The sequence below is a fragment of the Bacillus thuringiensis genome (genome assembly GCF_001455345.1).
GTDB lineage: Bacteria > Bacillota > Bacilli > Bacillales > Bacillaceae_G > Bacillus_A > Bacillus_A thuringiensis_N.
The window spans coordinates 87,134-113,958 of sequence record NZ_CP013274.1; the positions used below are offsets into that span (position 1 = coordinate 87,134).

Consider the following 26,825-nt stretch of genomic DNA (forward strand, 5'->3'; position numbering starts at 1 on the left):
AATGATCGATGCAAAGCAATTAAACAGCTTAGCGTTAGCATATATGGGTGATGCGGTATATGAACAATATATCCGCTATCACCTACTTCAAAAAGGGAAAGTTCGTCCTAATCAATTGCATAGATTAGGGACGAGCTTCGTTTCGGCAAAAGCACAGGCAAAAGTTGTTTATCATTTATTAGAGACAGCATTTTTAACTGAGGAAGAAGAAGCGGTACTAAGAAGAGGGCGTAATGCAAACTCAGGTACTGTTCCGAAAAATACGGATGTACAAACATATCGATATAGTACAGCCTTTGAAGCGCTAATTGGCTATCATCACTTATTAAATAATCGTGAAAGATTAGACGAAATTGTGTATAAGGCAATTGCTGTTTTAGAAGAAAAGGAAGGGAGCACATCATCATGAGTAGTGAATATATTATCGGACGTAACCCTGTAATTGAAGCGTTACGATCAGGAAGAGATATTAATAAAATTTGGATTGCAGAAGGTGCTGCCAAAGGACAAGTACAAATTGTACTAGCACTAGCGAAAGAAAATAAGATTATTTTACAACATGCACCAAAAAAGAAGTTAGATCAATTAGTTGAGGGGAACCATCAAGGAGTAATTGCTCAAGTGGCTGCCTACCAATATGCTGAGCTAGAAGATCTATTCAAGGTAGCAGAGAAGCGTAATGAAGATCCGTTCTTCTTAATTTTAGATGAAATTGAAGACCCGCATAATCTAGGTTCTATTATGCGTACTGCTGATGCAACAGGAGCTCATGGAATTATTATTCCGAAAAGAAGAGCTGTGGGACTTACAGCATCAGTTGCGAAAGCATCTACTGGAGCAATTGAATATATTCCTGTTGCACGCGTAACGAATTTATCTCGTACAATTGATGAATTAAAAGAACGTGGACTTTGGATTGCTGGTACAGATGCAAAAGGGAAAACGGATTACCGTAATTTAGATGGTAAAATGCCAATTGGATTAGTAATTGGAAGTGAAGGAAAAGGTATGAGTCGTATTATTGGTGAAAAATGTGATTTCCTAATCACTTTACCGATGGTTGGTAAAGTTACATCCTTAAATGCTTCAGTAGCCGCAAGTTTGTTAATGTATGAGGTATATCGTAAACGTAATGAAATTGGTAAATAAAAAATGAACGATATTTTAATCGTTGACGGTTACAACATTATTGGAGCTTGGGGAGATTTGAAGAAACTACGGGATGTAGATTTGCAATCATCAAGAGATGCACTGATTGATAAGATGGCGGATTACCAAGGTTATACAGGTACCAAGGTAATGATAGTCTTTGATGCTTATACAGTCCAAGGTATTGAAAAAAAGATGAAACAATCGCGTGTAGAAGTCATATTCACGAGGAAAAATCAAACTGCGGATGAAAAGATAGAGCAACTTGCGATTGAGCTTAGAAATATAAATACGCAAATATATGTTGCGACTTCTGATTATACGGAACAATGGGTTATATTTGCGCAAGGTGCCCTTCGGAAATCTGCACGTGAATTAGAGTTGGAAGTACAAGCGATGGAGCAACAAGTAAGAAGGCGTACACAAGACACAAAAGAAAAACAACCTGCCATGCGAAAGATATTTAGTAAAGATATTACAGAAAAGTTAGAAAAATTAAGAAGAGGAGAGCGTTGAAGCATTGACGCTCTTTATCTTTTTACTGTATAATATTGCTAAATAAATAGCGGTCGGAGGGATCAAGGTGGAAGCAGGCTTCGTAAGTGTAGGCGACGTTACATTTCGTGATTTAGAGGATGAGGCAATCGTTGAATTAGTTCGAAAAGGTAATACTGACGCTCTAGAATATTTGATTCACAAATATAAGAACTTTGTTCGCGCGAAATCAAGATCTTATTTCTTAGTGGGTGCCGATCGAGAAGATATTGTGCAAGAAGGTATGATTGGATTGTTTAAAGCGATTCGTGATTATAAAGAGGACAAGCTGTCTTCATTCAAAGCATTTGCTGAACTGTGTATCACTCGACAAATTATTACCGCTATTAAAACAGCAACCAGGCAAAAACATATTCCGTTAAATTCATATGTGTCTTTAGATAAGCCGATTTATGATGAGGAATCTGATCGGACGTTATTAGATGTTATTTCGGAAGCGAAGGTAACTGATCCTGAAGAAATGATTATAAGTCAGGAAGAATATACAGACATAGAATCTAAAATATCTGAATTATTAAGCGATTTAGAAAGAAAAGTGCTTTCTTTATATCTAGACGGTCGTTCTTATCAAGAGATTTCGGAACAGTTAAATAGGCATGTGAAATCTATTGATAATGCTTTACAGAGGGTGAAGCGGAAATTGGAACGATATATGGAAATGAGAGAGAGTACCACTTTAAATTCATAACAAGTGCTACAGGTGTAAAAAATCACCTGTTTTCTTTTTGCAGAGAGTACAAAAGGCATGTCATTGACATTGTCTTTTGTTGTATGATACATTTTTAGGGACATAATGTTACAAGGTTGGTGTAACTAATGAGGAAAAAAGTTGTACTCTCATGTGAAGAGTGTAAAAATCGAAACTACTCTACGATGAAAGATACGAGCTCGGTAGAGCGACTTGAAATAAAGAAATTCTGTAAAACATGCAATCAGCATACAGTTCACAAGGAAACAAAATAAATAATTGAAATAATACACTGGAGGTCCCGTAGATGCGTTTAACGAACTTTTTCGGCGATGTAGGTCGCGAAATGAAAAAAGTAAGTTGGCCTAAAAAAGATGAATTACTCCGTTCAACAGCGACTGTTATCGCTACAGTTGTCTTCTTTGCGATTTTCTTCGCAGTGGTTGATATGGGCATTTCTTCTTTAATTCGGTTAATTCTTGGTTAATTCTTGAATAAGAAGCACTTATCCATGATATAATGTTATTTATAAGAACTGTGTAAAAGCCCGGTGAACGGGTTTTTTCATTTGCGCAAAAAAATGTACGTCAGGGAGGGAAGGACGCTCGTCCTAAATGAATGGAAAAAAGTTGGTATGTTGTCCATACTTATTCTGGATATGAAAATAAAGTAAAAGCAAACCTAGAGAAACGTGTAGAATCAATGGGTATGCAAGATAAAATTTTCCGTGTTGTTGTCCCGGAAGAAGTAGAAGTAGAAATGAAAAACGGTAAAGAAAAATTAATGAAAAGAAAAGTGTTCCCAGGTTATGTATTAGTAGAATTAATCATGACTGATGACTCTTGGTATGTTGTACGTAACACGCCAGGTGTAACTGGGTTCGTTGGTTCTTCTGGTTCTGGATCTAAACCATCACCTCTATTAGAAGAGGAAGTTGTTACCATTATGAAACATATGGGAATGGACAACGAAGTGGTTGATTTCGACTTTGAACTTCATGAGACAGTACGTGTAAATGAGGGACCATTCGCAGATTATACAGGTGCTATCGAAGAAATTGATGTAGAGAAGAAAAAGGTTAGCGTGCTTGTGGACATGTTTGGTCGCGAGACTCCAGTTGAACTTGACTTCCATCAAATTGAAAAATTATAAAATGAAACTTGAAATGATTTGTAAAAAGTGATAATATCTTTTAAGTCAGTACGTCTTCGTTATCGGAGACGTTTTTTGAAAGATTTTATCCTTACAGATAAAATATGACGTGGGAGGGCAAATCACTGTCCAATTGACCACATCACGGACTTAAGGAGGTGTGTCTCGTGGCTAAAAAGGTAATTAAAATGGTAAAACTTCAAATTCCTGCAGGTAAAGCTAACCCAGCTCCACCAGTTGGTCCAGCATTAGGACAAGCAGGTGTTAACATCATGGGCTTCTGTAAAGAGTTTAACGCTCGTACAGCAGATCAAGCTGGTCTTATCATCCCTGTTGAAATTACGGTATTTGAGGACCGTTCATTCACTTTCATTACTAAAACTCCTCCTGCTGCTGTTCTTCTTAAGAAAGTAGCTGGTATTGAGTCTGGTTCTGGTGAACCAAACCGTAATAAAGTGGCAACTGTTAAGCGTGATAAAGTACGCGAAATCGCTGAAACTAAAATGCCTGACCTAAACGCTGCTAGCGTAGAAGCTGCAATGCGTATGGTTGAAGGTACTGCACGCAGTATGGGCATCGTTATCGAAGACTAATTCGATTTGTTTTTAAAAAAGGTTGCGGGTCTGGAATTCCAATTCGCAACCTTTATTATCGTAAATGATTATCGTTTTTAAATAAATGGATGGCGCGCATCCTCAGGTTATACCTGAAAATAAGCGTAAACGTGGGAGGTTATTCCGCTAAAACCACATTCGAGGAGGAAATAAAAATGGCTAAAAGAGGTAAAAAGTACGTAGAAGCTGCAAAGCTTGTTGATCGTGCAACTGCTTACTCTGCAACAGAAGCAGTAGAATTAGTAAAGAAAACAAACACAGCTAAATTTGATGCAACTGTAGAAGTAGCATTCCGTTTAGGTGTTGACCCTAAGAAAGCTGACCAACAAATCCGTGGTGCAGTTGTTCTTCCACACGGTACTGGTAAAGTACAACGTGTATTAGTATTCGCTAAAGGTGAAAAAGCTAAAGAAGCTGAAGCTGCTGGAGCTGACTTCGTAGGCGATGCTGATTACATCGGTAAAATCCAACAAGGTTGGTTCGATTTTGATGTAGTAGTAGCAACTCCTGACATGATGGGTGAAGTTGGTAAACTTGGTCGCGTATTAGGACCTAAAGGTTTAATGCCAAACCCTAAAACTGGAACAGTTACTTTCGATGTAACTAAAGCTGTTAACGAAATCAAAGCTGGTAAAGTTGAATACCGCGTTGATAAAGCTGGTAACATCCACGTTCCAATCGGTAAAGTATCTTTCGAAGATGCTAAATTAGTAGAAAACTTCAGCACAATCGCTGACACTTTACAAAAAGTTAAGCCAGCTGCTGCAAAAGGTACTTACATGAAGAACGTAACAGTTGCTTCTACAATGGGACCTGGCGTACGTGTAGACGTTTCTACATTAGCGTAAATTTTGGAAGTTGACTTCATAAAGAAGTTTTTATATAATCATTTATGTTGTGAATTTAATTAGTGTACCGTAGACAGTAGGTGTCAATAGACTTAATTTCCTACCTAGGTGTTAATATACGAAACGGAATTTTTTTCTGTGACTATATGCCTCCATGTCTACAAGTTGGGCATGGAGGTTTTTAGTGCACTTTCGGTACATCTTCTATATAATCTACAGGAGGTGTAATAACATGAGCAAAGTAATCGAAACTAAACAACAAGTTGTAACTGAAATCGCGGACAAACTTCGCGCTAGTAAATCTACAATCGTTGTTGACTACCGTGGTTTAACAGTTTCTGAAGCAACAGAATTACGTAAAAACTTACGTGAAGCTGGCGTTGAGTTCAAAGTTTACAAAAACTCTCTAACTCGTCGTGCTGCAGAATCTGCTGAAATGGCTGAGTTAAATGAATTCTTAACAGGACCAAACGCAATCGCGTTCAGTAACGAGGATGTAGTTGCTCCTGCGAAAGTATTAAACGACTTCGCTAAAGATCATGAAGCTTTAGAAATTAAAGCGGGCGTAATCGAAGGTAAACTTGTAACACTTGATGAGGTTAAAGCTATCGCTACTCTTCCATCACGTGAAGGCTTACTTTCTATGCTTCTTAGCGTTCTTCAAGCTCCAATTCGTAACCTTGCACTTGCTACTAAAGCAGTTGCAGACCAAAAGGAAGAGCAAGGCGCTTAATTTTTTAAAAGATAATTACGTATTATCGATAAAACAATACAAACCTATTTAAGGGAGGATATTTACAATGACTAAAGAACAAATCATTGAAGCAGTTAAATCTATGACTGTATTAGAACTTAACGACTTAGTAAAAGCTATCGAGGAAGAATTCGGCGTAACTGCTGCTGCTCCTGTAGCTGTTGCTGGTGGCGCTGGAGAAGCTGCTGCTGAGAAAACTGAATTTGATGTGGAACTAACTAGCGCTGGTGCACAAAAAATCAAAGTTATCAAAGTTGTTCGTGAAATCACTGGTCTTGGCTTAAAAGAAGCTAAAGAATTAGTTGACAACACTCCAAAAGTAATCAAAGAAGCTGCTGCTAAAGAAGAAGCTGAAGAAATCAAAGCTAAACTTGAAGAAGTTGGCGCTGCTGTAGAAGTTAAGTAATTAACTTTTGATGCTTTAAAAAAAGCTCGCTCTCATGCGAGCTTTTTTTTTAACTGTAAAGAAAAGAGGTGGCCATATGGCAGACCATTATTTTTCTAACGACCCTTCTAGTAAAAGTGATCGTAAGCGATGGGAATTTGCGCTTCGTGGATCTCAATTTACTTTCTTATCTGACCGTGGGGTGTTCTCGAAAAACGAAGTGGACTTTGGTTCTCGTCTTTTAATTGAAGCGTTTCAAGTGCCGGATATTAAAGGTGATATATTAGACGTAGGTTGTGGATATGGACCAATTGGTTTATCGTTGGCGAAAGAGTTTCAAGACCGTAAAGTTCACATGGTGGATGTGAATGAAAGGGCACTTGAGCTTGCGAAAGAAAATGCCGCTAACAATAGAATTGGAAATGTACACATTTTTCAAAGTAGCGTCTATGAAAATGTAGATGGTATGTATGCTGCTATTCTATCTAATCCTCCAATTCGTGCGGGTAAAGATATCGTGCATGAGATTTTAGAAAAGGCTGTAGAGTATTTAGTTCCAGGTGGAGAGTTGTGGATTGTTATTCAAAAGAAGCAAGGTGCACCATCTGCACTGAAGAAACTAGAAGAAGTATTTTCTGAAGTCGAAGTTGTAGAAAAGAAAAAAGGATATTATATCATAAAATCAAAAAAACGTTGACGGTTATTTTTGGCTATGTTAACATTATACAATGCCAATATATGATTTTCTGCGTTGAGAAAGATGTATATTTTTGTTTCTCTTGGAAAAGATAGTAAAATCAGCAGATTATGAAACAGAATGATGGTTTTCTTCTAGAAGCCATTTTTCTTTTTTGAGCAGGTAGAAAGACTCAACGTATTTATCTTTAAGAGAAAAAAACTACGCTAATAGCAGTAGTTGTATTTATTTGTGATTTTGCACAAATTTTTTTGTGCATTTATAATACTCATGATTTGAGGGGTGAAGCAGTTGACAGGTCAACTAGTTCAATACGGACGCCACCGCCAACGAAGAAGTTATGCCCGTATTAGTGAAGTATTAGAGTTACCAAATCTTATCGAAATTCAAACCTCTTCTTATCAGTGGTTTCTTGATGAGGGTTTGCGAGAAATGTTCCAAGACATTTCTCCGATTGAAGACTTTACGGGAAATCTATCGCTTGAATTTATCGACTACAGCTTAGGTGAACCTAAATACTCTGTAGACGAATGCAAAGAGCGTGATGTGACGTATGCAGCACCACTTCGTGTAAAAGTGCGTCTAATCAACAAGGAAACTGGTGAAGTAAAAGAACAAGATGTGTTCATGGGAGATTTCCCACTCATGACAGAGACTGGAACATTCGTAATTAACGGTGCAGAACGTGTTATCGTTTCCCAGTTAGTTCGCTCTCCAAGCGTATACTATAGTGGCAAAGTGGATAAAAACGGAAAACGTGGTTTTACTGCTACTGTAATTCCAAACCGCGGAGCTTGGTTAGAGTATGAGACAGATGCTAAGGATGTTGTATATGTGCGTATTGACCGTACGCGTAAACTTCCTGTAACTGTTTTGTTACGCGCATTAGGGTTTGGCTCTGATCAAGAAATCACCGAGCTTTTAGGTGATAACGAATACTTAAGCAACACATTAGAAAAAGACAACACAGATAGCACAGAAAAAGCATTGCTTGAAATTTATGAGCGTCTACGCCCTGGTGAACCACCAACAGTAGAAAATGCAAAGAGCTTACTTGTGTCTCGTTTCTTCGATCCAAAGCGCTACGATTTAGCAAATGTAGGTCGCTATAAGATCAACAAGAAGTTACACATTAAAAACAGATTGTTTAACCAACGTTTAGCTGAAACATTAGTGGATCCAGAAACTGGTGAAATTTTAGCGGCGGAAGGCACAATCTTAGATCGTCGTACACTTGATCGCATTTTACCTTACTTAGAGAAAAACATTGGATTCAAAACAGCGAAACCAATGGGTGGAGTGGTAGAAGGCGATGTTGAGCTGCAATCTATTAAGATTTATGCTCCTGAGTCAGAAGGCGAACGTGTAATTAATGTAATTGGTAATGCAAATATTACTCGTGATGTAAAACACATCACACCAGGCGATATCCTTGCTTCTATCAGTTACTTCTTCAACCTACTGTATAAAGTAGGAGATACAGATGATATCGACCACTTAGGAAACCGTCGTCTGCGTTCTGTTGGAGAACTATTACAAAATCAATTCCGTATCGGTCTTTCTCGTATGGAACGTGTTGTTCGTGAGAGAATGTCGATCCAAGATACGAATGCAATTACACCACAGGCACTAATTAATATTCGTCCTGTTATTGCATCTATTAAAGAGTTCTTCGGAAGTTCTCAGTTATCTCAGTTCATGGACCAAACAAACCCATTAGCAGAGTTAACTCACAAACGAAGACTATCTGCATTAGGACCTGGTGGTTTAACGCGTGAGCGCGCAGGCTTTGAAGTACGTGACGTTCACTACTCTCACTATGGTCGTATGTGTCCGATTGAAACACCAGAGGGACCAAACATCGGTTTGATTAACTCATTATCTTCGTTCGCGAAAGTAAATGAGTTTGGTTTCATTGAAACTCCATACCGTCGTGTTGACCCAGAAACTGGTCTTGTAACAGGGCAGGTTGATTATTTAACGGCAGATGAAGAAGATAATTATGTTGTAGCCCAAGCGAATATGAAGTTATCTGAAGAAGGAGAATTCCTTAGTGAAGATATCGTAGCTCGTTTCCGTGGTGAAAACATTGTCACAAATAAAGAACGCATCGACTACATGGATGTATCTCCAAAACAAGTAGTGTCGGCAGCGACAGCTTGTATTCCGTTCTTAGAAAACGATGACTCTAACCGCGCACTTATGGGAGCGAACATGCAACGTCAGGCGGTTCCGTTAATGAATCCGGAATCTCCGATTGTAGGTACAGGTATGGAGTACGTTTCAGCAAAAGACTCAGGTGCTGCAGTAATCTGTAAACACCCTGGTGTTGTTGAGCGCGTAGAAGCACGTGAAGTTTGGGTACGTCGCTATGTAGAAGTTGACGGTCAAACAGTAAAAGGCGACTTAGATCGCTACAAAATGCAAAAATTCATTCGTTCTAACCAAGGAACTTGCTACAACCAACGTCCAATCGTAAGTGTTGGAAATGAAGTTGTAAAAGGTGAAATCCTTGCGGATGGTCCTTCTATGGAATTAGGTGAACTAGCACTTGGACGTAACGTGCTTGTTGGCTTCATGACTTGGGACGGTTATAACTATGAGGATGCGATCATTATGAGTGAGCGCCTTGTAAAAGATGATGTGTACACTTCTATTCATATTGAAGAATATGAATCAGAAGCTCGTGATACGAAGCTTGGACCAGAAGAAATTACACGTGACATTCCGAACGTTGGGGAAGATGCATTACGCAACCTTGACGAGCGTGGTATTATCCGCGTTGGTGCTGAAGTAAAAGATGGAGACCTACTTGTTGGTAAAGTAACACCTAAGGGTGTAACGGAATTAACAGCAGAAGAACGTCTATTACATGCAATCTTCGGTGAAAAAGCACGTGAAGTACGTGATACATCACTACGTGTACCACACGGTGGTGGCGGTATTATCTTAGACGTAAAAGTATTCAACCGTGAAGATGGCGATGAATTGCCACCAGGCGTGAATCAACTTGTACGTGCATATATCGTTCAAAAACGTAAAATTTCTGAAGGTGACAAGATGGCCGGACGTCACGGTAACAAAGGTGTTATCTCTCGTATTTTACCAGAAGAAGATATGCCTTACTTACCAGATGGTACGCCAATCGATATCATGTTAAACCCATTAGGGGTACCATCTCGTATGAATATCGGTCAGGTATTAGAGCTTCATCTAGGTATGGCAGCAAGATACCTTGGCATTCACATTGCAACACCAGTATTCGATGGTGCTCGTGAGGAAGATGTTTGGGGCACAATTGAAGAAGCTGGTATGGCAAATGACGCGAAAACAATCCTGTATGACGGACGTACTGGTGAACCATTCGATAACCGCGTATCTGTTGGTGTCATGTATATGATCAAACTTGCGCACATGGTTGACGATAAACTTCATGCTCGTTCTACTGGACCATACTCACTTGTAACGCAGCAGCCTCTTGGAGGTAAAGCTCAGTTCGGTGGACAGCGTTTCGGTGAGATGGAGGTTTGGGCACTTGAAGCTTACGGTGCTGCTTATACTCTTCAAGAAATCTTAACAGTGAAGTCTGATGATGTTGTTGGACGTGTTAAGACGTACGAAGCAATTGTTAAAGGCGAAAATGTTCCAGAACCAGGCGTTCCTGAATCATTCAAAGTATTGATTAAAGAGCTGCAAAGTTTAGGTATGGACGTTAAAATGATGTCTAGCGACGATACAGAGATTGAAATGCGTGATACGGAAGATGACGATGATCATCAATCAGCAGATAAATTGAATGTCGAAGTTGAGACAACTAAGGAATAATTGGGATAACCTGTAGACTAAAAGGGAGGTAGGCCCCTTGATAGATGTAAATAACTTTGAATATATGAAGATTGGACTTGCTTCACCTGACAAGATTCGTTCTTGGTCATACGGTGAAGTTAAGAAACCAGAAACAATTAACTATCGTACGTTAAAGCCTGAAAAAGATGGCTTGTTCTGTGAGCGTATTTTCGGACCACAAAAGGACTGGGAATGTCATTGCGGAAAATACAAACGTGTACGTTATAAAGGTGTAGTTTGTGATCGATGTGGCGTTGAAGTAACGCGTGCAAAGGTTCGTCGTGAACGTATGGGTCATATCGAATTAGCTGCTCCTGTATCTCATATTTGGTATTTCAAAGGTATCCCGAGCCGCATGGGACTTGTCTTAGACATGTCCCCTCGCGCGCTTGAAGAAGTAATTTATTTCGCTTCTTATGTTGTAACAGAAAGTGGAGATACACCACTTGATAAGAAGCAATTACTTTCTGAAAAAGAATACCGTGCATATCGTGATCGATATGGTAGCACATTCCAAGCTGCTATGGGTGCAGAAGCGATTAAAAAGCTACTACAAGACATCGATTTAGATAAAGAAGTAGACTTCTTAAAAGAAGAATTAAAAACAGCACAAGGACAACGCCGTACTCGTGCTATTAAACGTCTAGAAGTATTAGAAGCATTCCGTAACTCTGGAAATCACCCATCTTGGATGATCCTAGATGTTCTTCCAGTTATCCCACCAGAACTACGCCCAATGGTACAGTTGGACGGTGGACGTTTTGCTACTTCTGACTTAAACGACTTATACCGTCGTGTAATTAACCGTAATAATCGTTTAAAACGTCTATTGGACTTAGGTGCACCAAGCATCATCGTTCAAAACGAAAAACGTATGTTACAAGAAGCTGTAGACGCATTAATCGATAATGGTCGCCGTGGCCGTCCAGTAACTGGACCAGGTAACCGTCCATTAAAATCACTATCTCACATGCTTAAAGGTAAACAAGGACGTTTCCGTCAAAACTTATTAGGTAAACGTGTTGACTACTCTGGCCGTTCTGTAATCGTTGTAGGACCGAACTTAAAGATGTACCAATGTGGATTACCGAAAGAAATGGCGCTTGAACTGTTCAAACCTTTCGTAATGAAAGAGTTAGTTGAAAAAGGATTAGCACACAACATTAAGAGTGCGAAACGTAAAATCGAGCGTGTACAACCTGAAGTTTGGGACGTTTTAGAATCTGTGATTAAAGAACATCCAGTACTTCTAAACCGCGCACCAACACTTCACCGTCTTGGTATTCAGGCGTTTGAACCTACATTAGTAGAAGGTCGCGCAATCCGTCTTCACCCACTTGTATGTACTGCATACAACGCGGACTTTGACGGTGACCAAATGGCCGTTCACGTACCTTTATCATCAGAAGCACAAGCTGAAGCTCGTCTTCTTATGTTAGCGGCACAAAACATCTTGAACCCGAAAGACGGTAAACCAGTTGTTACTCCATCTCAGGATATGGTATTAGGTAACTACTACTTAACACTTGAGCGTGAAGGCGCAATCGGTGAAGGTATGGTCTTCAAAGATGCAAACGAAGCATTACTTGCATACCAAAATGGATATGTGCATCTTCATACACGTGTTGCAGTAGCTGCAAGTGCAGTAAACAACGCGACATTTACTGAAGAGCAAAAGAGTATGCTTCTATTAACAACAGTTGGTAAATTAATATTTAACGAAATCTTACCAGAGTCGTTCCCTTATATTAACGAGCCAACAAATTCAAACCTTGAAAAAGAAACACCGGCGAAGTATTTCGTTGAAAAAGGTGCGAACATTAAAGAAATTATTGCTAGTCGCGAAGAAGTGGCGCCATTCAGCAAGAAAATCCTTGGTAACATCATTGCGGAAGTGTTTAAACGTTTCAAAATTACAGAAACGTCTCGCATGCTTGACCGTATGAAAAACTTAGGATTCAAGTACTCTACAAAAGCTGGTATTACAGTTGGGGTATCTGACATTCTTGTATTAGGCGAAAAAGATGAAATTCTCCATGAAGCACAAGCAAAAGTAGATAATGTAATTAAACAATTCCGTCGCGGTTTAATCACGGAAGAAGAACGTTACGATCGCGTTATCTCTATTTGGAGTAATGCAAAAGATGTTATCCAAGGAAAACTGATGAAGTCCTTGAATAAACGCAACCCAATCTTCATGATGAGTGATTCCGGTGCCCGTGGTAACGCATCGAACTTTACTCAGCTTGCTGGTATGCGTGGTCTGATGGCCAATCCATCTGGTCGTATCATTGAACTTCCAATCAAATCAAGTTTCCGTGAAGGTTTAACAGTACTTGAGTACTTCATCTCTACGCATGGTGCGCGTAAAGGTCTTGCCGATACAGCACTAAAAACTGCCGATTCTGGTTACTTAACACGTCGTCTTGTTGACGTTGCACAAGATGTAATCGTTCGTGAAGATGATTGTGGAACAGATCGCGGTTTATTAATTGGTGCGATTAAAGAGGGTAATGAAGTTATTGAGTCATTATATGATCGTCTTGTTGGGCGTTTTGCAAGAAAAACTGTAAAACATCCTGAAACAGGTGAAGTATTAGTTGCTGAAAATCAATTAATTACTGAAGATATCGCTCATATCGTTGAAAATTCGGGTGTTGAAACTGTAAACATTCGTTCAGCGTTTACGTGTAACACTCGCCATGGTGTATGTAAGAAGTGTTACGGTCGTAACTTAGCAACTGGAACAGACGTAGAAGTAGGGGAAGCGGTAGGTATTATCGCAGCTCAATCTATCGGTGAGCCAGGTACACAGTTAACGATGCGTACGTTCCATACAGGTGGGGTTGCCGGAGATGATATCACTCAAGGTTTACCTCGTATCCAAGAGATCTTCGAAGCTCGTAATCCGAAAGGTCAGGCAGTTATCAGTGAAATCGACGGTGTTATCGCAGCGATCAACGATGTTAAGGATCGCCAAGAAGTAGTTGTACAGGGTGAAGTTGAAGCTCGTACGTACGCTATTCCTTACGGTGCTCGTCTGAAAGTAACTCCAGGACAGCAAATTAGCCACGGTAAAGAGTTAACAGAAGGTTCTATTGATCCGAAAGAATTACTAAAAGTAACGGACATTACGGCGGTTCAAGAGTACTTATTACGTGAAGTTCAAAAAGTATACCGTATGCAAGGGGTAGAAATTGGTGACAAACACGTAGAAGTAATGGTACGTCAAATGTTACGTAAAGTTCGTGTAAGTGATGCAGGTGAAACAGATGTATTACCAGGAACATTACTAGATATCCATCAGTTTACTGATGCGAACGCGAAGGTGTTACTGCAAGGTAAACAACCAGCAACAGCTAGACCTGTTCTACTTGGTATTACAAAAGCTTCACTTGAAACAGATTCATTCTTATCTGCAGCATCGTTCCAAGAAACAACTCGTGTCTTAACTGATGCAGCAATTAAGGGTAAACGCGATGAGCTTCTAGGATTGAAAGAAAATGTTATTATCGGTAAACTTGTTCCTGCTGGAACAGGTATGAATCGTTATCGCAAAGTGGATCTTGTTAAAACAACACAAGATGACATGAATGTAGAAAACGATGAAGTTTATGTGGAACAGTAAAATTTTCCGTCGTAAATTTTGTATAAAAACAGTTAATCCTAGTTGACATTGTATGAGTCAAAATGTTACTATAATCAAGGTTGCTCCTGAACGATGCTTTGGAGGATATTTATATGTCTTATCAAAAAGTGTCAAATGCTGAAAATGTAGTCGTTGGTCATAAACGCACATTGGAAGCAATCAAAAATGGTATAGTTAAAGAAGTTGTCATTGCGGAAGATGCTGATGTGCGGTTAACCCATATTATTATTCGTACTGCTTTGCAACATAACATACCCATAACTAAAGTTGAATCAGTTCGTAAGCTTGGAAAAGTTTCGGGGATTCAAGTGGGAGCTTCAGCAATAGGAATAATAAGTTAAAACTGTTTTTGTGAGGAGAGAGCATTTGCTCTCCCTTGCAAAAACTTTGTTTTCAACTAATAATGAACCACCTGGATATGTGGTCATACAAACATGCGAAGGGAGGATAATCAAATGCCTACTATTAACCAATTAGTGAGAAATGGTCGTACTGATAAAGTATGGAAATCTAAATCACCTGCGTTAAACAAAGGATTTAACTCTTTAAAGAAAAAATCAACTGATATCTCTGCACCTCAAAAACGTGGTGTATGTACTCGTGTTGGTACAATGACTCCAAAGAAACCTAACTCAGCGTTACGTAAATACGCTCGTGTACGTTTAACAAATGGTATCGAGGTTACAGCTTACATCCCAGGTATCGGTCATAACCTACAAGAGCATAGCGTAGTATTAATTCGCGGTGGTCGTGTAAAGGATTTACCGGGGGTACGTTACCACATCGTTCGTGGTGCGCTTGACACAGCTGGTGTTGACAAACGTATGCAAGGACGTTCTAAATATGGTACTAAGAGACCAAAACCTGCTAAAAAATAATAACTTTAAAATGAAAGGAGGAACTCAATATGCCTCGTAAAGGTCCTGTTGCGAAACGTGACGTGTTACCAGATCCAATGTACAATTCGAAGCTAGTAACACGCCTTATCAACAAAATGATGGTTGACGGTAAAAAAGGTAAATCTCAAACAATTCTTTATAATGCGTTCGATATCGTAAACGAACGTTCTGGTAAAGAACCAATGGAAGTATTCGAGCAAGCTCTTAAGAACATTATGCCTGTTCTTGAAGTACGCGCTCGTCGTGTTGGTGGTGCTAACTACCAAGTTCCAGTTGAGGTTCGTCCAGAACGCCGTACAACTTTAGGTCTTCGTTGGTTAGTAAACTACGCTCGTCTTCGTGGTGAAAAAACTATGGAAGAGCGTCTTGCTAACGAAATCTTAGATGCAGCTAACAATGCTGGTGCATCTGTTAAGAAACGTGAAGACACTCATAAAATGGCAGAAGCTAACAAAGCATTTGCTCATTACCGTTGGTAGGATTCAACGTAAAATAAATGTAAGCATAAACCGCTTTATTTGTCGCTTATGGAAGTGTGGAGAGGGAGAATGCCTCTCCCTTTCGTTGGGCGCTCGTTTTACATAATGAGGGTACTGGACATACTGACATGTGTAACAATATAAAGTGGCTTTTTTGCTACTTAAAATAAAAAAATCCAATCCATATATGGAAGGAGCAAGACACCAAATGGCAAGAGAGTTCTCTTTAGAAAACACTCGTAATATTGGTATCATGGCTCACATCGATGCTGGTAAAACAACAGCAACTGAGCGTATTCTGTATTACACAGGACGTATTCATAAAATCGGTGAAACTCACGAAGGTGCATCTCAGATGGACTGGATGGAGCAAGAGCAAGAGCGTGGTATCACAATTACTTCTGCTGCAACTACAGCACAATGGAAAGGTCATCGTGTAAACATCATTGACACTCCAGGTCACGTAGACTTCACAGTAGAAGTAGAACGTTCTTTACGCGTACTTGATGGCGCGGTAGCAGTACTTGATGCACAATCTGGTGTAGAACCACAAACAGAAACTGTTTGGCGTCAGGCTACTACTTACGGCGTACCTCGTATCGTATTCGTTAACAAAATGGATAAAATCGGTGCAGACTTCTTATACTCTGTAGGAACAATCCACGATCGTTTACAAGCAAACGCACACCCAATTCAGTTACCAATCGGTGCTGAAGATGAGTTCAATGGTATCATTGACCTTGTTGAAGAATGTGCTTACATGTACGGTAACGATTTAGGAACAGACATTCAACGTGTTGAAATTCCTGAAGAGCACAAAGAATTAGCTGAAGAATACCGTGGAAAGCTTATTGAAGCGGTAGCTGAGCTTGATGAAGAAATGATGATGAAGTACCTAGAAGGTGAAGAAATCACTGTAGAAGAGCTTAAAGCTGGTATCCGTAAGGCTACAACTTCTGTAGAATTCTTCCCAGTAATCTGTGGTTCTGCATTCAAAAATAAAGGTGTTCAAATTCTGTTAGACGCAGTTATCGACTACCTACCATCTCCATTAGACGTACCTGCTATTAAAGGTACTCTTCCGGACACAGATGAAGAAGTAGAACGTAAGTCTAGCGATGAAGAACCATTCGCAGCTTTAGCATTCAAAATCATGACTGACCCTTATGTTGGTAAGTTAACGTTCTTCCGTGTGTACTCTGGTGTGTTAAACTCTGGATCATACGTGAAAAACTCAACTAAAGGTAAGCGTGAGCGTGTAGGTCGTATCCTACAAATGCACGCTAACAGCCGTGAAGAGATCTCAACAGTTTACGCTGGTGATATCGCTGCTGCTGTAGGTTTAAAAGATACTACTACTGGTGATACTCTTTGTGACGAGAAGAGCCTTGTTATCCTTGAGTCTATGGAATTCCCAGAGCCAGTTATCTCTGTAGCTATCGAACCAAAATCAAAAGCTGACCAAGATAAAATGGGTACAGCATTATCTAAGCTTTCTGAAGAAGATCCAACATTCCGTGCTCACACTGACCAAGAAACTGGCCAAACAATCATCGCTGGTATGGGTGAACTTCACCTTGATATCATCGTTGACCGTATGCGCCGTGAATTCAAAGTTGAAGCAAACGTTGGTGCTCCTCAGGTAGCATACCGTGAGACTTTCCGCGCTGCTGCGAAAGTTGAAGGTAAGTTCGCTCGTCAATCTGGTGGACGTGGACAATTCGGACACGTTTGGATTGAGTTTGAACCTAACGAAGAAGGTAAAGGATTCGAATTCGAAAACAAGATCGTCGGTGGTGTAGTTCCTCGTGAATACATCCCAGCTGTTGGAGCAGGTCTTGAAGATGCACTTAAAAATGGTGTACTAGCTGGTTATCCACTAGTTGACATTAAAGCTGCATTAGTTGACGGATCTTACCATGATGTCGATTCATCTGAGATGGCGTTCAAAATCGCTGCATCTATGGCACTTAAAGCTGCGGTTTCTAAATGTAGCCCAGTAATTCTTGAGCCAATGATGAAAGTTGAAGTTGTAATTCCTGAAGAGTACATGGGTGACATTATGGGTGACGTAACATCTCGTCGTGGACGTGTAGAAGGTATGGAAGCTCGCGGTAACGCTCAAGTTGTTCGCGCTATGGTTCCACTTTCTGAAATGTTCGGTTATGCAACGTCATTACGTTCTAACACTCAAGGACGCGGAACATTCTCAATGACATTTGATCATTATGAAGAAGTACCAAAGTCTGTTTCAGAAGAAATTATTAAAAAAAATAAAGGTGAATAATTGATTTTTATCGATTGTTCAAGTATAACTACTTATGTAAGCTTAGAAAGTGGGACGCAAGTTTCACTTTCTAGACTAAATATAAAATAACCTATATAAACTAAGGAGGAATTTAGAATGGCTAAAGCTAAATTCGAACGTTCTAAACCCCATGTTAACATCGGTACAATCGGCCACGTTGACCATGGTAAAACTACATTAACTGCTGCGATCACTACAGTTCTTGCAAAAGCTGGTGGTGCTGAAGCACGCGGATACGATCAAATCGATGCTGCTCCAGAAGAAAGAGAGCGCGGTATCACAATCTCAACTGCACACGTTGAGTACGAAACTGAAACTCGTCACTATGCACACGTTGACTGCCCAGGTCACGCTGACTATGTTAAAAACATGATCACTGGTGCTGCTCAAATGGACGGCGGTATCTTAGTAGTATCTGCTGCTGATGGCCCAATGCCTCAAACACGTGAGCACATCCTTCTTTCTCGTCAAGTAGGTGTTCCTTACATCGTTGTATTCTTAAACAAATGCGACATGGTAGACGACGAAGAATTATTAGAATTAGTAGAAATGGAAGTTCGCGACCTATTATCTGAATACGGATTCCCAGGCGATGACATTCCTGTAATCAAAGGTTCTGCTCTTAAAGCTCTTCAAGGAGAAGCTGATTGGGAAGCAAAAATCATTGAATTAATGGCTGAAGTTGATGCTTACATCCCAACTCCAGAACGTGAAACTGACAAACCATTCTTAATGCCTGTAGAGGATGTATTCTCTATCACAGGTCGTGGTACAGTTGCTACTGGTCGTGTTGAGCGCGGTATCGTTAAAGTTGGTGACGTAGTAGAAATCATCGGTCTTGCTGAAGAAAATGCTTCTACAACTGTAACTGGTGTAGAGATGTTCCGTAAACTTCTTGACCAAGCTCAAGCTGGAGACAACATCGGTGCTTTACTTCGTGGGGTTGCTCGTGAAGACATCCAACGTGGACAAGTACTTGCAAAAAGCGGTTCTGTAAAAGCTCACGCTAAATTCAAAGCTGAAGTTTTCGTATTATCTAAAGAAGAAGGTGGACGTCACACTCCATTCTTCGCTAACTACCGTCCTCAGTTCTACTTCCGTACAACTGACGTAACTGGTATCATCCAATTACCAGAAGGTACTGAAATGGTAATGCCTGGTGACAACATCGAAATGACTATCGAACTTATCGCTCCAATCGCTATCGAAGAGGGAACTAAATTCTCTATTCGTGAAGGTGGACGTACAGTAGGTTACGGTGTAGTTGCTACTATCGTTGAGTAATCTTAACTGATATAAAAAACCCCGAGGGATTTTCCCTCGGGGTTTTTGTTTGCCATTGTCACGCTTTAATGAGTGTGCCTTAATGGTTCAATTAATAATCATTGGGGGGATGAACAAAACCCTAATGATCAAAGTTTCACTTTATATAATGAATGAATTATATTTTTATGCTTTGACGAGTTTCTTCTATAGTATATAAAAAAGCAATAAAAATAAATCCAGAAACTGTAAAATCAATTCTGGTAGATGAAAACTTGAAATTCTTTAAAGTGCCATGTATAATAGCAAAAGTAGAGAAAAGCAGATGCAAACAAAAAGATGCTTGCATCTAGACGAATAACATTGTATAATAAACAATGTTGGTCTTTGACTGCGATGAAGTGGAAGGTTGCTGACACACCCGGCCGCTTTGCCATGGCATGGTGTGGGGAAATTTCCATGGAGAAGGTCTATTTTAGAAATAGGCGAACGAAGGAGGGAAAATAATGGCAAAAGAAAAAATTCGTATCCGTTTAAAAGCTTACGATCACCGTATTCTTGATCAGTCAGCTGAGAAAATTGTAGAAACAGCTAAGCGTTCTGGGGCAACAGTTTCTGGTCCGATCCCATTACCAACTGAGAAGACTGTTTACACAATTCTTCGTGCTGTTCATAAGTACAAAGATTCTCGTGAGCAATTCGAAATGCGCACGCACAAACGTCTAATCGACATCGTGAGTCCTACTCCACAAACAGTAGATTCATTAATGCGTTTAGACTTACCATCTGGTGTAGATATCGAAATCAAACTATAATTTATATAACTTAAAAATGTAGGAGGTGTAACTCATGACCAAAGGAATCTTAGGAAGAAAGATCGGTATGACTCAAGTATTTGCTGAGAACGGTGAGTTAATCCCAGTAACAGTTATCGCTGCTAATCCAAACGTTGTTCTTCAAAAGAAAACAACTGAAACTGATGGCTACAATGCAATCCAGTTAGGATTTGAAGATAAACGTGAAAAGTTAACTAACAAACCTGAACAAGGCCACACTGCCAAAGCATCTACAACTCCTAAGCGCTTCATTCGCGAAATCCGCGATGCAGACGTGGACGGATTAGAGGTTGGTCAAGAGGTAAAAGTTGACGTATTCGCTACAGGTGAAATCGTTGATGTAACAGGAATTTCTAAAGGTAAAGGTTTCCAAGGTGTTATCAAACGCCACGGTCAATCTCGCGGACCTATGTCTCATGGTTCTCGCTATCACCGTCGTCCAGGTTCAATGGGCCCAGTTGCTCCGAACCGTGTATTCAAAGGCAAAAAACTTGCTGGACGTATGGGTGGAGACCAAGTTACTATCCAAAACTTAGAAATCGTTCAAGTTGACACTGAGCGCAACTTATTATTAGTAAAAGGTAACGTTCCAGGTGCTAAGAAATCTCTTGTAGTTGTTCAAGGCGCTGTGAAGGTTAGCAAATAATTCACAATAGGAAGGAGGAATTCCAATGCCAAAAGTTACTGTATATAACCAAACTGGTTCACAGGTTGGTGAAATCGAATTAGCTGAAGCTATTTTCGGTATCGAACCAAATGAAGCTGTACTTTTCGAAGCTGTAATGATGCAACGTGCATCTTTACGTCAAGGTACACACAAAGTAAAAACTCGCTCTGAAGTTCGTGGTGGTGGTCGTAAACCATGGCGTCAAAAAGGAACTGGACGTGCTCGTCAAGGGTCTATCCGCTCTCCTCAATGGCGTGGTGGTGGTACGGTATTCGGACCTACACCAAGAAGCTATGCGTACAAACTTCCTAAGAAAGTTCGTCGTTTAGCAATCAAATCTGCATTAGCTACTAAAGTAGTTGAGAACAACATTGTAGTTCTTGAAGACCTAGTGTTAAATGCACCAAAAACAAAAGACATGCTAGCAGTACTTAAAGGATTAACTGTTGAGAAGAAAGCTCTTATCGTAACTGCTGATGCAAACGAATCTGTAGAGTTATCTGCTCGCAATATCCCTGGAGTAACAGTAATCACTGCTGATGGCGTAAACGTTTTAGACGTGCTTCATCATGATAAGCTAATCATGACAAAAGCGGCAGTGGAAAAAGTAGAGGAGGTGCTTGCATAATGAGAGATCCTCGTGATATCATTAAGCGCCCAGTTATCACTGAACGTTCTATGGAAATGATGGCTGAAAAAAAATACACGTTCGATGTGGACGTTAAATCTAATAAAACAGAAGTTAAAGATGCTCTTGAAGCGATCTTTGGTGTTAAAGTAGAAAAAGTGAACATCATGAACTACAAGCCGAAAGCAAAACGCGTTGGTCGTCACGCTGGTTTTACTAGCCGTCGTCGTAAAGCAATCGTTAAGCTAACTGCTGACAGCAAAGAAATCGAAATCTTCCAAGGCGTTTAATTCTTACTAAAGAAGGAGGGAAATTGAGATGGGAATTAAAAAGTATAATCCAACTACTAACGGTCGTCGTAATATGACTACGAATGATTTCGCTGAAATCACGACTGACAGACCCGAAAAGTCATTACTTGCTCCTTTAAGCAAGAAGGCTGGTCGTAATAACCAAGGTAAAATTACTGTACGTCATCAAGGTGGCGGACATAAGCGTCAATACCGTATCATCGACTTTAAGCGTAACAAAGATGGAATTCCAGGACGCGTTGCTACGATCGAATACGATCCAAACCGCTCTGCGAATATCGCATTAATTAACTACGTTGACGGTGAAAAACGTTACATTCTTGCTCCTAAATCTTTAGAAGTAGGTATGGAAGTTATGTCTGGCCCAGAAGCTGACATTAAAATCGGTAACGCATTACCATTAATCAACATTCCAGTAGGTACTGTTGTTCATAACATCGAGCTTAAGCCTGGTCGTGGCGGACAATTAGTTCGTTCTGCTGGTACATCTGCTCAAGTACTTGGTAAAGAAGGTAAATACGTACTTGTACGTTTAACTTCTGGTGAAGTACGTCTTGTATTATCTGCTTGTCGCGCTTCAATCGGTCAAGTAGGTAACGAACAACACGAACTTATCAAAATCGGTAAAGCAGGTCGCTCTCGCTGGTTAGGTAAACGCCCAACAGTTCGTGGTTCTGTAATGAACCCGGTTGATCACCCACACGGTGGTGGTGAAGGACGTTCTCCAATCGGACGTAAGTCTCCAATGTCTCCATGGGGTAAACCAACTCTTGGATTCAAGACTCGTAAGAAAAACAAAGCGTCTGACAAATTCATCGTTCGTCGTCGTAAAAAATAATGGGATTGTAGTACGGTTCATTTCTAGAACCGTACGCCAATCACGAAGGGAGGCACCAAAATGGCTCGTAGCTTAAAAAAAGGACCATTTGTCGATGATCACTTAATGAGCAAAATGGAAAAATTAGTTGCATCTGAGCAAAAACAAGTTGTTAAAACTTGGTCTCGCCGTTCAACAATCTTCCCTCAGTTCATCGGACACACAATCGCTGTATATGATGGTCGTAAACACGTACCTGTGTACATCACTGAGGATATGGTTGGCCATAAGTTAGGTGAATTCGCACCAACTCGTACGTATAAAGGTCACCTTGCTGACGATAAGAAAACTAGAAGATAATGAGAGGAGGCACTTCAATGCAAGCTAAAGCAGTAGCGAGAACAGTTCGTATTGCTCCTCGTAAAGTTCGTTTAGTAGTAGACTTAATCCGAGGTAAGCAAGTGGGTGAAGCGATTGCTATCCTTAACCACACACCAAAAACTGCTTCTCCAGTTGTAGAGAAAGTTTTAAAATCTGCAATCGCAAATGCAGAGCACAATTATGAGATGGATATTAACAACCTAGTTGTTGAAAAAGTTTTCGTTGACGAAGGTCCAACGTTAAAACGTTTCCGTCCACGTGCAATGGGTCGTGCAAGCCAAATTAACAAACGCACAAGCCACATCACAGTTGTGGTATCAGAAAAGAAGGAGGGATAATCGATGGGTCAAAAGGTTAATCCAATTGGTCTTCGTGTCGGCGTTATTCGTGATTGGGAATCTCGTTGGTTCGCTGAGAAAGATTACGCTACATTATTACATGAAGACATCAAAATCCGTGAGTACATTAATGTACGCTTAAAAGATTCTGCTGTTGCTAAAGTAGAAATCGAACGTGCAGCAAATCGTGTAAATGTTACAATTCACACTGCAAAACCTGGTATGGTAATTGGTAAAGGTGGTACTGAAGTTGAAGCACTTCGTAAAGCTCTTAACCAATTAACAGGCAAGCGTGTACACATCAACATTTTAGAAGTTAAGAGAGCTGATCTTAACGCTAAATTAGTAGGCGAAAACATCGCTCGTCAATTAGAAAACCGTGTATCATTCCGTCGTGCACAAAAGCAAGTTATTCAACGTGCTATGCGTGCAGGTGCTAAAGGTATTAAAACACAGGTTTCTGGTCGTCTTGGCGGAGCTGATATCGCTCGTGCAGAATCTTACAGTGAAGGAACTGTTCCACTTCATACACTTCGCGCTGATATTGACTATGCAGCAGTTGAAGCTGATACAACATACGGTAAATTAGGCGTAAAAGTATGGATCTACCGTGGAGAAGTCCTTCCTACAAAAAAGAAAGCTTCTGAGGAAGGAGGAAAATAATATGTTAATGCCAAAACGCGTAAAATATCGTAGAGAGCATCGTGGTAAAATGCGTGGTCGTGCTAAAGGTGGAACTGAAATTGCTTTCGGTGAATTCGGTTTACAAGCACAAGCTGCTTCATGGATTACAAACCGTCAAATCGAAGCTGCTCGTCGTGCAATGACTCGTTACATGAAACGTGGCGGTAAAGTATGGATTAAAATTTTCCCTTCTAAACCTTACACTGCAAAACCTCTAGAAGTACGTATGGGTTCCGGTAAAGGGGCACCAGAAGGCTGGGTAGCAGTAGTAAAACCTGGGAAAATTATGTTCGAAATCGCGGGTGTATCTGAAGAGGTAGCACGCGAAGCATTACGTCTTGCAGCTCACAAGTTACCTGTGAAATGTAAATTCGTAAAACGTGAAGAAAATGGTGGTGAATCTAATGAAAACTAATGATATTCGTGAATTAACCACTGCCGAAATCGAAACAAAAGTTAAAGCTTTAAAGGAAGAGTTGTTTAATCTTCGCTTCCAACTTGCTACAGGACAATTAGAGAATCCAACTCGCATTCGTGAAGTGCGTAAAGCAATTGCTCGTATGAAAACTGTAGTTCGTGAAAGAGAGATCGGAATTAATCGATAAATTGAGGGGAGGTTTGCATAGTGAGCGAACGTAACCAACGCAAAGTTTATACTGGTCGTGTAGTGTCTGACAAAATGGACAAAACGATTACAGTTTTAGTTGAAACTTACAAAACTCATTCCTTGTACGGAAAACGTGTTAAGTATTCTAAGAAGTACAAAGCCCATGATGAGCAAAACCAAGCGAAACTTGGCGATATCGTTAAAATCATGGAAACTCGCCCGCTTTCTGCTACTAAGCGTTTCCGTTTAGTTGAAATCGTTGAAGAAGCGGTTATTATCTAAATAGACGAATCGGAATTTTTAGTCCGAAGGGAGGTTTCATAACATGATCCAACAAGAATCTCGTTTGAAAGTTGCTGACAACTCTGGTGCACGTGAACTTTTAACAATTAAAGTATTAGGCGGCTCTGGTCGTAAATATGCTAACATTGGTGATATTATCGTTGCTACGGTAAAACAAGCAACACCAGGTGGCGTTGTTAAAAAAGGTGACGTTGTTAAAGCAGTAGTGGTACGTACGAAGAGCGGAGCTCGTCGTCCGGACGGTTCTTACATCAAATTTGATGAAAACGCAGCGGTTATCATTAAAGACGATAAGAGCCCACGTGGTACTCGTATCTTCGGACCAGTAGCTCGTGAATTACGTGATAGCAACTTCATGAAGATCGTTTCTTTAGCTCCAGAAGTTCTATAATTTAAGGTATTGCCTTGCTAAGGAGGTGCAGAATTAAGATGCATGTAAAAAAAGGTGATAAAGTACAGGTAATCACTGGTAAAGACAAAGGAAAACAAGGCGTTATCCTTGTGGCTTTCCCAAAGCAAAACCGTGTTATCGTTGAGGGTGTCAATATCGTTAAGAAGCACTCTAAGCCATCTCAATTAAATCCACAAGGTGGAATTATTACTAAAGAAGCACCTATTCACGTTTCTAACGTTATGATTTTAGATCCGAAAACAGGTGAACCTACTCGCGTAGGCTTCAAAGTAGAAGATGGTAAAAAAGTTCGTATTGCAAAAAAATCTGGTGAATTATTAGATAAATAATTTTCTTAAGAAAGGAGGTCACTTCATTGAATCGCCTTAAAGAGAAGTTCCAAAAGGAAATTACTCCTGCTCTAGTGAGCAAGTTTAACTATAAATCTGTGATGGAAGTACCGAAAATCGAAAAGATCGTAATCAACACTGGTGTTGGTGACGCGGTATCTAACTCAAAAGCTTTAGACAATGCAGTAGAAGAATTAACACAAATCGCAGGTCAAAAACCTGTTGTAACTCGTGCTAAAAAATCAATCGCTGGTTTCCGTCTTCGTGAAGGTATGCCTATCGGTGCGAAAGTAACTTTACGCGGCGAGCAAATGTATGAGTTCTTCGACAAATTAGTATCAGTTTCTTTACCACGTGTACGTGATTTCCGTGGTGTTTCTAAGAAATCATTCGATGGTCGTGGAAACTATACATTAGGTGTTAAAGAGCAACTTATTTTCCCTGAGATTGATTATGATAAAGTAAGCAAAGTCCGCGGTATGGACATCGTAATCGTTACTACAGCGAAAACTGATGAAGAAGCTCGTGAACTTTTAACACAATTCGGTATGCCATTCCAAAAATAATGGAAGCCAACGCTAAGTAGAGGAGGCGAAAACGTGGCTAAAAAATCTATGATAGCGAAACAAAAGCGTACTCCTAAGTTTAAAGTACAAGAGTATACACGTTGCGAACGCTGCGGTCGTCCGCATTCTGTATACCGCAAATTTAAACTTTGCCGTATTTGTTTCCGTGAACTTGCATATAAAGGTCAAATTCCTGGTGTTAAAAAAGCTAGTTGGTAAAACCCACAAATGGGAAGGAGGTAAAACACATGGTGATGACAGATCCAATTGCAGACATGCTTACTCGCATCCGTAATGCGAACATGGTACGTCATGAGAAATTAGAGGTTCCTGCTTCTAAAATCAAAAAAGAGATCGCTGAACTTTTAAAACGTGAAGGTTTCATTCGTGATGTAGAATACATCGAGGATAACAAACAAGGTATCCTTCGTATTTTCCTGAAATATGGTGCAAACAATGAACGTGTAATCACTGGATTAAAACGTATCAGTAAACCTGGCTTACGCGTTTACGCTAAAGCTGATGAAGTACCACGTGTACTTAACGGATTAGGTATCGCTCTTGTTTCTACATCTAAGGGAGTAATGACAGACAAAGACGCTCGTCAATTACAAACTGGTGGAGAAGTAGTAGCATACGTTTGGTAATATATATTTAAAA

General features: G+C 40.1%; 35 protein-coding genes and 1 other annotated feature. All 35 genes read left to right on the forward strand.

All coding sequences use genetic code 11. The features are described 5' to 3' along the window. Position 1: 1 nt before the first annotated feature. Positions 2–409 carry a Mini-ribonuclease 3 gene (locus ATN06_RS00670; protein WP_060629206.1) on the forward strand — a complete coding sequence of 136 codons (408 nt, stop codon included), beginning with the start codon at positions 2–4 and terminating at the stop codon, positions 407–409. Beyond that, positions 406–1,149 carry a 23S rRNA (guanosine(2251)-2'-O)-methyltransferase RlmB gene (rlmB, locus tag ATN06_RS00675; RefSeq protein WP_000093759.1) on the forward strand — a complete coding sequence of 248 codons (744 nt, stop codon included), beginning with the start codon at positions 406–408 and terminating at the stop codon, positions 1,147–1,149. The genes ATN06_RS00670 and rlmB overlap by 4 nt, the downstream gene beginning before the upstream one ends. Positions 1,150–1,152: 3 nt before the next feature. After that, complete coding sequence (locus tag ATN06_RS00680) at positions 1,153–1,665, forward strand: NYN domain-containing protein (protein WP_000997888.1); 513 nt, start codon at positions 1,153–1,155, stop codon at positions 1,663–1,665. 67 nt (positions 1,666–1,732) lie between these two features. Continuing rightward, complete coding sequence (locus tag ATN06_RS00685; protein WP_000387198.1) at positions 1,733–2,392, forward strand: RNA polymerase factor sigma-70; 660 nt, start codon at positions 1,733–1,735, stop codon at positions 2,390–2,392. Between the two features lie 128 nt (positions 2,393–2,520). Then, on the forward strand, positions 2,521–2,667 hold the full coding sequence (gene rpmG / locus ATN06_RS00690) for a 50S ribosomal protein L33 (RefSeq protein WP_002070160.1): 147 nt from the start codon (positions 2,521–2,523) through the stop codon (positions 2,665–2,667). Positions 2,668–2,699: 32 nt separating this feature from the next. Beyond that, a complete protein-coding gene (gene secE, locus ATN06_RS00695) occupies positions 2,700–2,879 on the forward strand; it encodes a preprotein translocase subunit SecE (RefSeq protein ID WP_001241321.1) in 180 nt (59 codons plus the stop codon). Between the two features lie 131 nt (positions 2,880–3,010). After that, the gene (gene nusG, locus ATN06_RS00700; protein ID WP_000415794.1) at positions 3,011–3,544 is read left to right on the forward strand and encodes a transcription termination/antitermination protein NusG; all 534 of its coding nucleotides are present in this window, start codon (positions 3,011–3,013) and stop codon (positions 3,542–3,544) included. Between the two features lie 167 nt (positions 3,545–3,711). Then, positions 3,712–4,137, forward strand: coding sequence for a 50S ribosomal protein L11 (rplK, locus tag ATN06_RS00705; protein ID WP_001085872.1), 426 nt, complete (start codon positions 3,712–3,714; stop codon positions 4,135–4,137). Positions 4,138–4,313: 176 nt separating this feature from the next. Then, complete coding sequence (rplA, locus tag ATN06_RS00710; protein WP_002070162.1) at positions 4,314–5,006, forward strand: 50S ribosomal protein L1; 693 nt, start codon at positions 4,314–4,316, stop codon at positions 5,004–5,006. A 49-nt stretch (positions 5,007–5,055) separates the two neighbouring features. Continuing rightward, positions 5,056–5,199, forward strand: a sequence feature (ribosomal protein L10 leader region). Between the two features lie 39 nt (positions 5,200–5,238). Next, positions 5,239–5,739, forward strand: a complete 501-nt coding sequence (gene rplJ / locus ATN06_RS00715; RefSeq protein ID WP_029439120.1) for a 50S ribosomal protein L10 — start codon at positions 5,239–5,241, stop codon at positions 5,737–5,739. Between the two features lie 67 nt (positions 5,740–5,806). Then, the gene (rplL, locus tag ATN06_RS00720) at positions 5,807–6,166 is read left to right on the forward strand and encodes a 50S ribosomal protein L7/L12 (protein WP_000159736.1); all 360 of its coding nucleotides are present in this window, start codon (positions 5,807–5,809) and stop codon (positions 6,164–6,166) included. A gap of 76 nt (positions 6,167–6,242) precedes the next feature. After that, positions 6,243–6,842, forward strand: a complete 600-nt coding sequence (locus ATN06_RS00725; RefSeq protein ID WP_060629207.1) for a class I SAM-dependent methyltransferase — start codon at positions 6,243–6,245, stop codon at positions 6,840–6,842. 291 nt (positions 6,843–7,133) lie between these two features. Beyond that, positions 7,134–10,667: a DNA-directed RNA polymerase subunit beta gene (gene rpoB / locus ATN06_RS00730; protein WP_060629208.1), complete on the forward strand. Its 3,534-nt coding sequence runs from the start codon at positions 7,134–7,136 to the stop codon at positions 10,665–10,667. Positions 10,668–10,704: 37 nt separating this feature from the next. Continuing rightward, a complete protein-coding gene (rpoC, locus tag ATN06_RS00735; protein WP_060629209.1) occupies positions 10,705–14,316 on the forward strand; it encodes a DNA-directed RNA polymerase subunit beta' in 3,612 nt (1,203 codons plus the stop codon). Between the two features lie 113 nt (positions 14,317–14,429). Then, positions 14,430–14,678: a 50S ribosomal protein L7ae-like protein gene (locus tag ATN06_RS00740; RefSeq protein WP_000121831.1), complete on the forward strand. Its 249-nt coding sequence runs from the start codon at positions 14,430–14,432 to the stop codon at positions 14,676–14,678. A gap of 114 nt (positions 14,679–14,792) precedes the next feature. Then, a complete protein-coding gene (rpsL, locus tag ATN06_RS00745; RefSeq protein ID WP_001142341.1) occupies positions 14,793–15,215 on the forward strand; it encodes a 30S ribosomal protein S12 in 423 nt (140 codons plus the stop codon). Positions 15,216–15,244: 29 nt separating this feature from the next. Further along, positions 15,245–15,715: a 30S ribosomal protein S7 gene (gene rpsG / locus ATN06_RS00750; protein ID WP_060629210.1), complete on the forward strand. Its 471-nt coding sequence runs from the start codon at positions 15,245–15,247 to the stop codon at positions 15,713–15,715. A 208-nt stretch (positions 15,716–15,923) separates the two neighbouring features. Then, positions 15,924–18,002, forward strand: coding sequence for an elongation factor G (gene fusA / locus ATN06_RS00755; protein WP_060629211.1), 2,079 nt, complete (start codon positions 15,924–15,926; stop codon positions 18,000–18,002). A 117-nt stretch (positions 18,003–18,119) separates the two neighbouring features. Continuing rightward, the gene (gene tuf / locus ATN06_RS00760) at positions 18,120–19,307 is read left to right on the forward strand and encodes an elongation factor Tu (protein ID WP_001029614.1); all 1,188 of its coding nucleotides are present in this window, start codon (positions 18,120–18,122) and stop codon (positions 19,305–19,307) included. Between the two features lie 485 nt (positions 19,308–19,792). After that, positions 19,793–20,101 carry a 30S ribosomal protein S10 gene (rpsJ, locus tag ATN06_RS00765; protein WP_001040596.1) on the forward strand — a complete coding sequence of 103 codons (309 nt, stop codon included), beginning with the start codon at positions 19,793–19,795 and terminating at the stop codon, positions 20,099–20,101. A gap of 34 nt (positions 20,102–20,135) precedes the next feature. Then, a complete protein-coding gene (gene rplC / locus ATN06_RS00770) occupies positions 20,136–20,768 on the forward strand; it encodes a 50S ribosomal protein L3 (RefSeq protein ID WP_000160207.1) in 633 nt (210 codons plus the stop codon). 25 nt (positions 20,769–20,793) lie between these two features. After that, positions 20,794–21,417, forward strand: coding sequence for a 50S ribosomal protein L4 (gene rplD, locus ATN06_RS00775; protein WP_001127258.1), 624 nt, complete (start codon positions 20,794–20,796; stop codon positions 21,415–21,417). Further along, positions 21,417–21,707 carry a 50S ribosomal protein L23 gene (gene rplW / locus ATN06_RS00780; protein WP_001205558.1) on the forward strand — a complete coding sequence of 97 codons (291 nt, stop codon included), beginning with the start codon at positions 21,417–21,419 and terminating at the stop codon, positions 21,705–21,707. The genes rplD and rplW overlap by 1 nt, the downstream gene beginning before the upstream one ends. 28 nt (positions 21,708–21,735) lie before the next feature. Beyond that, entirely contained in the window at positions 21,736–22,566 is an 831-nt protein-coding gene (rplB, locus tag ATN06_RS00785) for a 50S ribosomal protein L2 (protein WP_000511583.1), read from the forward strand. 60 nt (positions 22,567–22,626) lie between these two features. Next, positions 22,627–22,905 carry a 30S ribosomal protein S19 gene (gene rpsS / locus ATN06_RS00790; protein WP_000124454.1) on the forward strand — a complete coding sequence of 93 codons (279 nt, stop codon included), beginning with the start codon at positions 22,627–22,629 and terminating at the stop codon, positions 22,903–22,905. Between the two features lie 17 nt (positions 22,906–22,922). Then, positions 22,923–23,264 (forward strand): 50S ribosomal protein L22, encoded by a 342-nt coding sequence (rplV, locus tag ATN06_RS00795; protein ID WP_001148024.1) that lies wholly within the window; start codon positions 22,923–22,925, stop codon positions 23,262–23,264. A 3-nt stretch (positions 23,265–23,267) separates the two neighbouring features. Further along, positions 23,268–23,927, forward strand: a complete 660-nt coding sequence (rpsC, locus tag ATN06_RS00800) for a 30S ribosomal protein S3 (RefSeq protein ID WP_000529956.1) — start codon at positions 23,268–23,270, stop codon at positions 23,925–23,927. 1 nt (position 23,928) lies between these two features. Next, entirely contained in the window at positions 23,929–24,363 is a 435-nt protein-coding gene (rplP, locus tag ATN06_RS00805) for a 50S ribosomal protein L16 (protein WP_000928969.1), read from the forward strand. Next, the gene (gene rpmC, locus ATN06_RS00810; RefSeq protein WP_000855718.1) at positions 24,353–24,553 is read left to right on the forward strand and encodes a 50S ribosomal protein L29; all 201 of its coding nucleotides are present in this window, start codon (positions 24,353–24,355) and stop codon (positions 24,551–24,553) included. Before rplP ends, rpmC begins: the two co-directional genes overlap by 11 nt. A gap of 20 nt (positions 24,554–24,573) precedes the next feature. After that, positions 24,574–24,837, forward strand: coding sequence for a 30S ribosomal protein S17 (rpsQ, locus tag ATN06_RS00815; protein ID WP_000004106.1), 264 nt, complete (start codon positions 24,574–24,576; stop codon positions 24,835–24,837). A gap of 43 nt (positions 24,838–24,880) precedes the next feature. Then, a complete protein-coding gene (rplN, locus tag ATN06_RS00820) occupies positions 24,881–25,249 on the forward strand; it encodes a 50S ribosomal protein L14 (protein WP_000615912.1) in 369 nt (122 codons plus the stop codon). 38 nt (positions 25,250–25,287) lie between these two features. Continuing rightward, positions 25,288–25,599: a 50S ribosomal protein L24 gene (rplX, locus tag ATN06_RS00825; protein WP_000558200.1), complete on the forward strand. Its 312-nt coding sequence runs from the start codon at positions 25,288–25,290 to the stop codon at positions 25,597–25,599. A gap of 26 nt (positions 25,600–25,625) precedes the next feature. After that, complete coding sequence (rplE, locus tag ATN06_RS00830; protein ID WP_001080829.1) at positions 25,626–26,165, forward strand: 50S ribosomal protein L5; 540 nt, start codon at positions 25,626–25,628, stop codon at positions 26,163–26,165. Between the two features lie 33 nt (positions 26,166–26,198). Next, entirely contained in the window at positions 26,199–26,384 is a 186-nt protein-coding gene (gene rpsN, locus ATN06_RS00835; protein WP_001085700.1) for a 30S ribosomal protein S14, read from the forward strand. Positions 26,385–26,413: 29 nt separating this feature from the next. Further along, positions 26,414–26,812 carry a 30S ribosomal protein S8 gene (gene rpsH, locus ATN06_RS00840; RefSeq protein ID WP_000245511.1) on the forward strand — a complete coding sequence of 133 codons (399 nt, stop codon included), beginning with the start codon at positions 26,414–26,416 and terminating at the stop codon, positions 26,810–26,812. Positions 26,813–26,825: the final 13 nt, after the last annotated feature.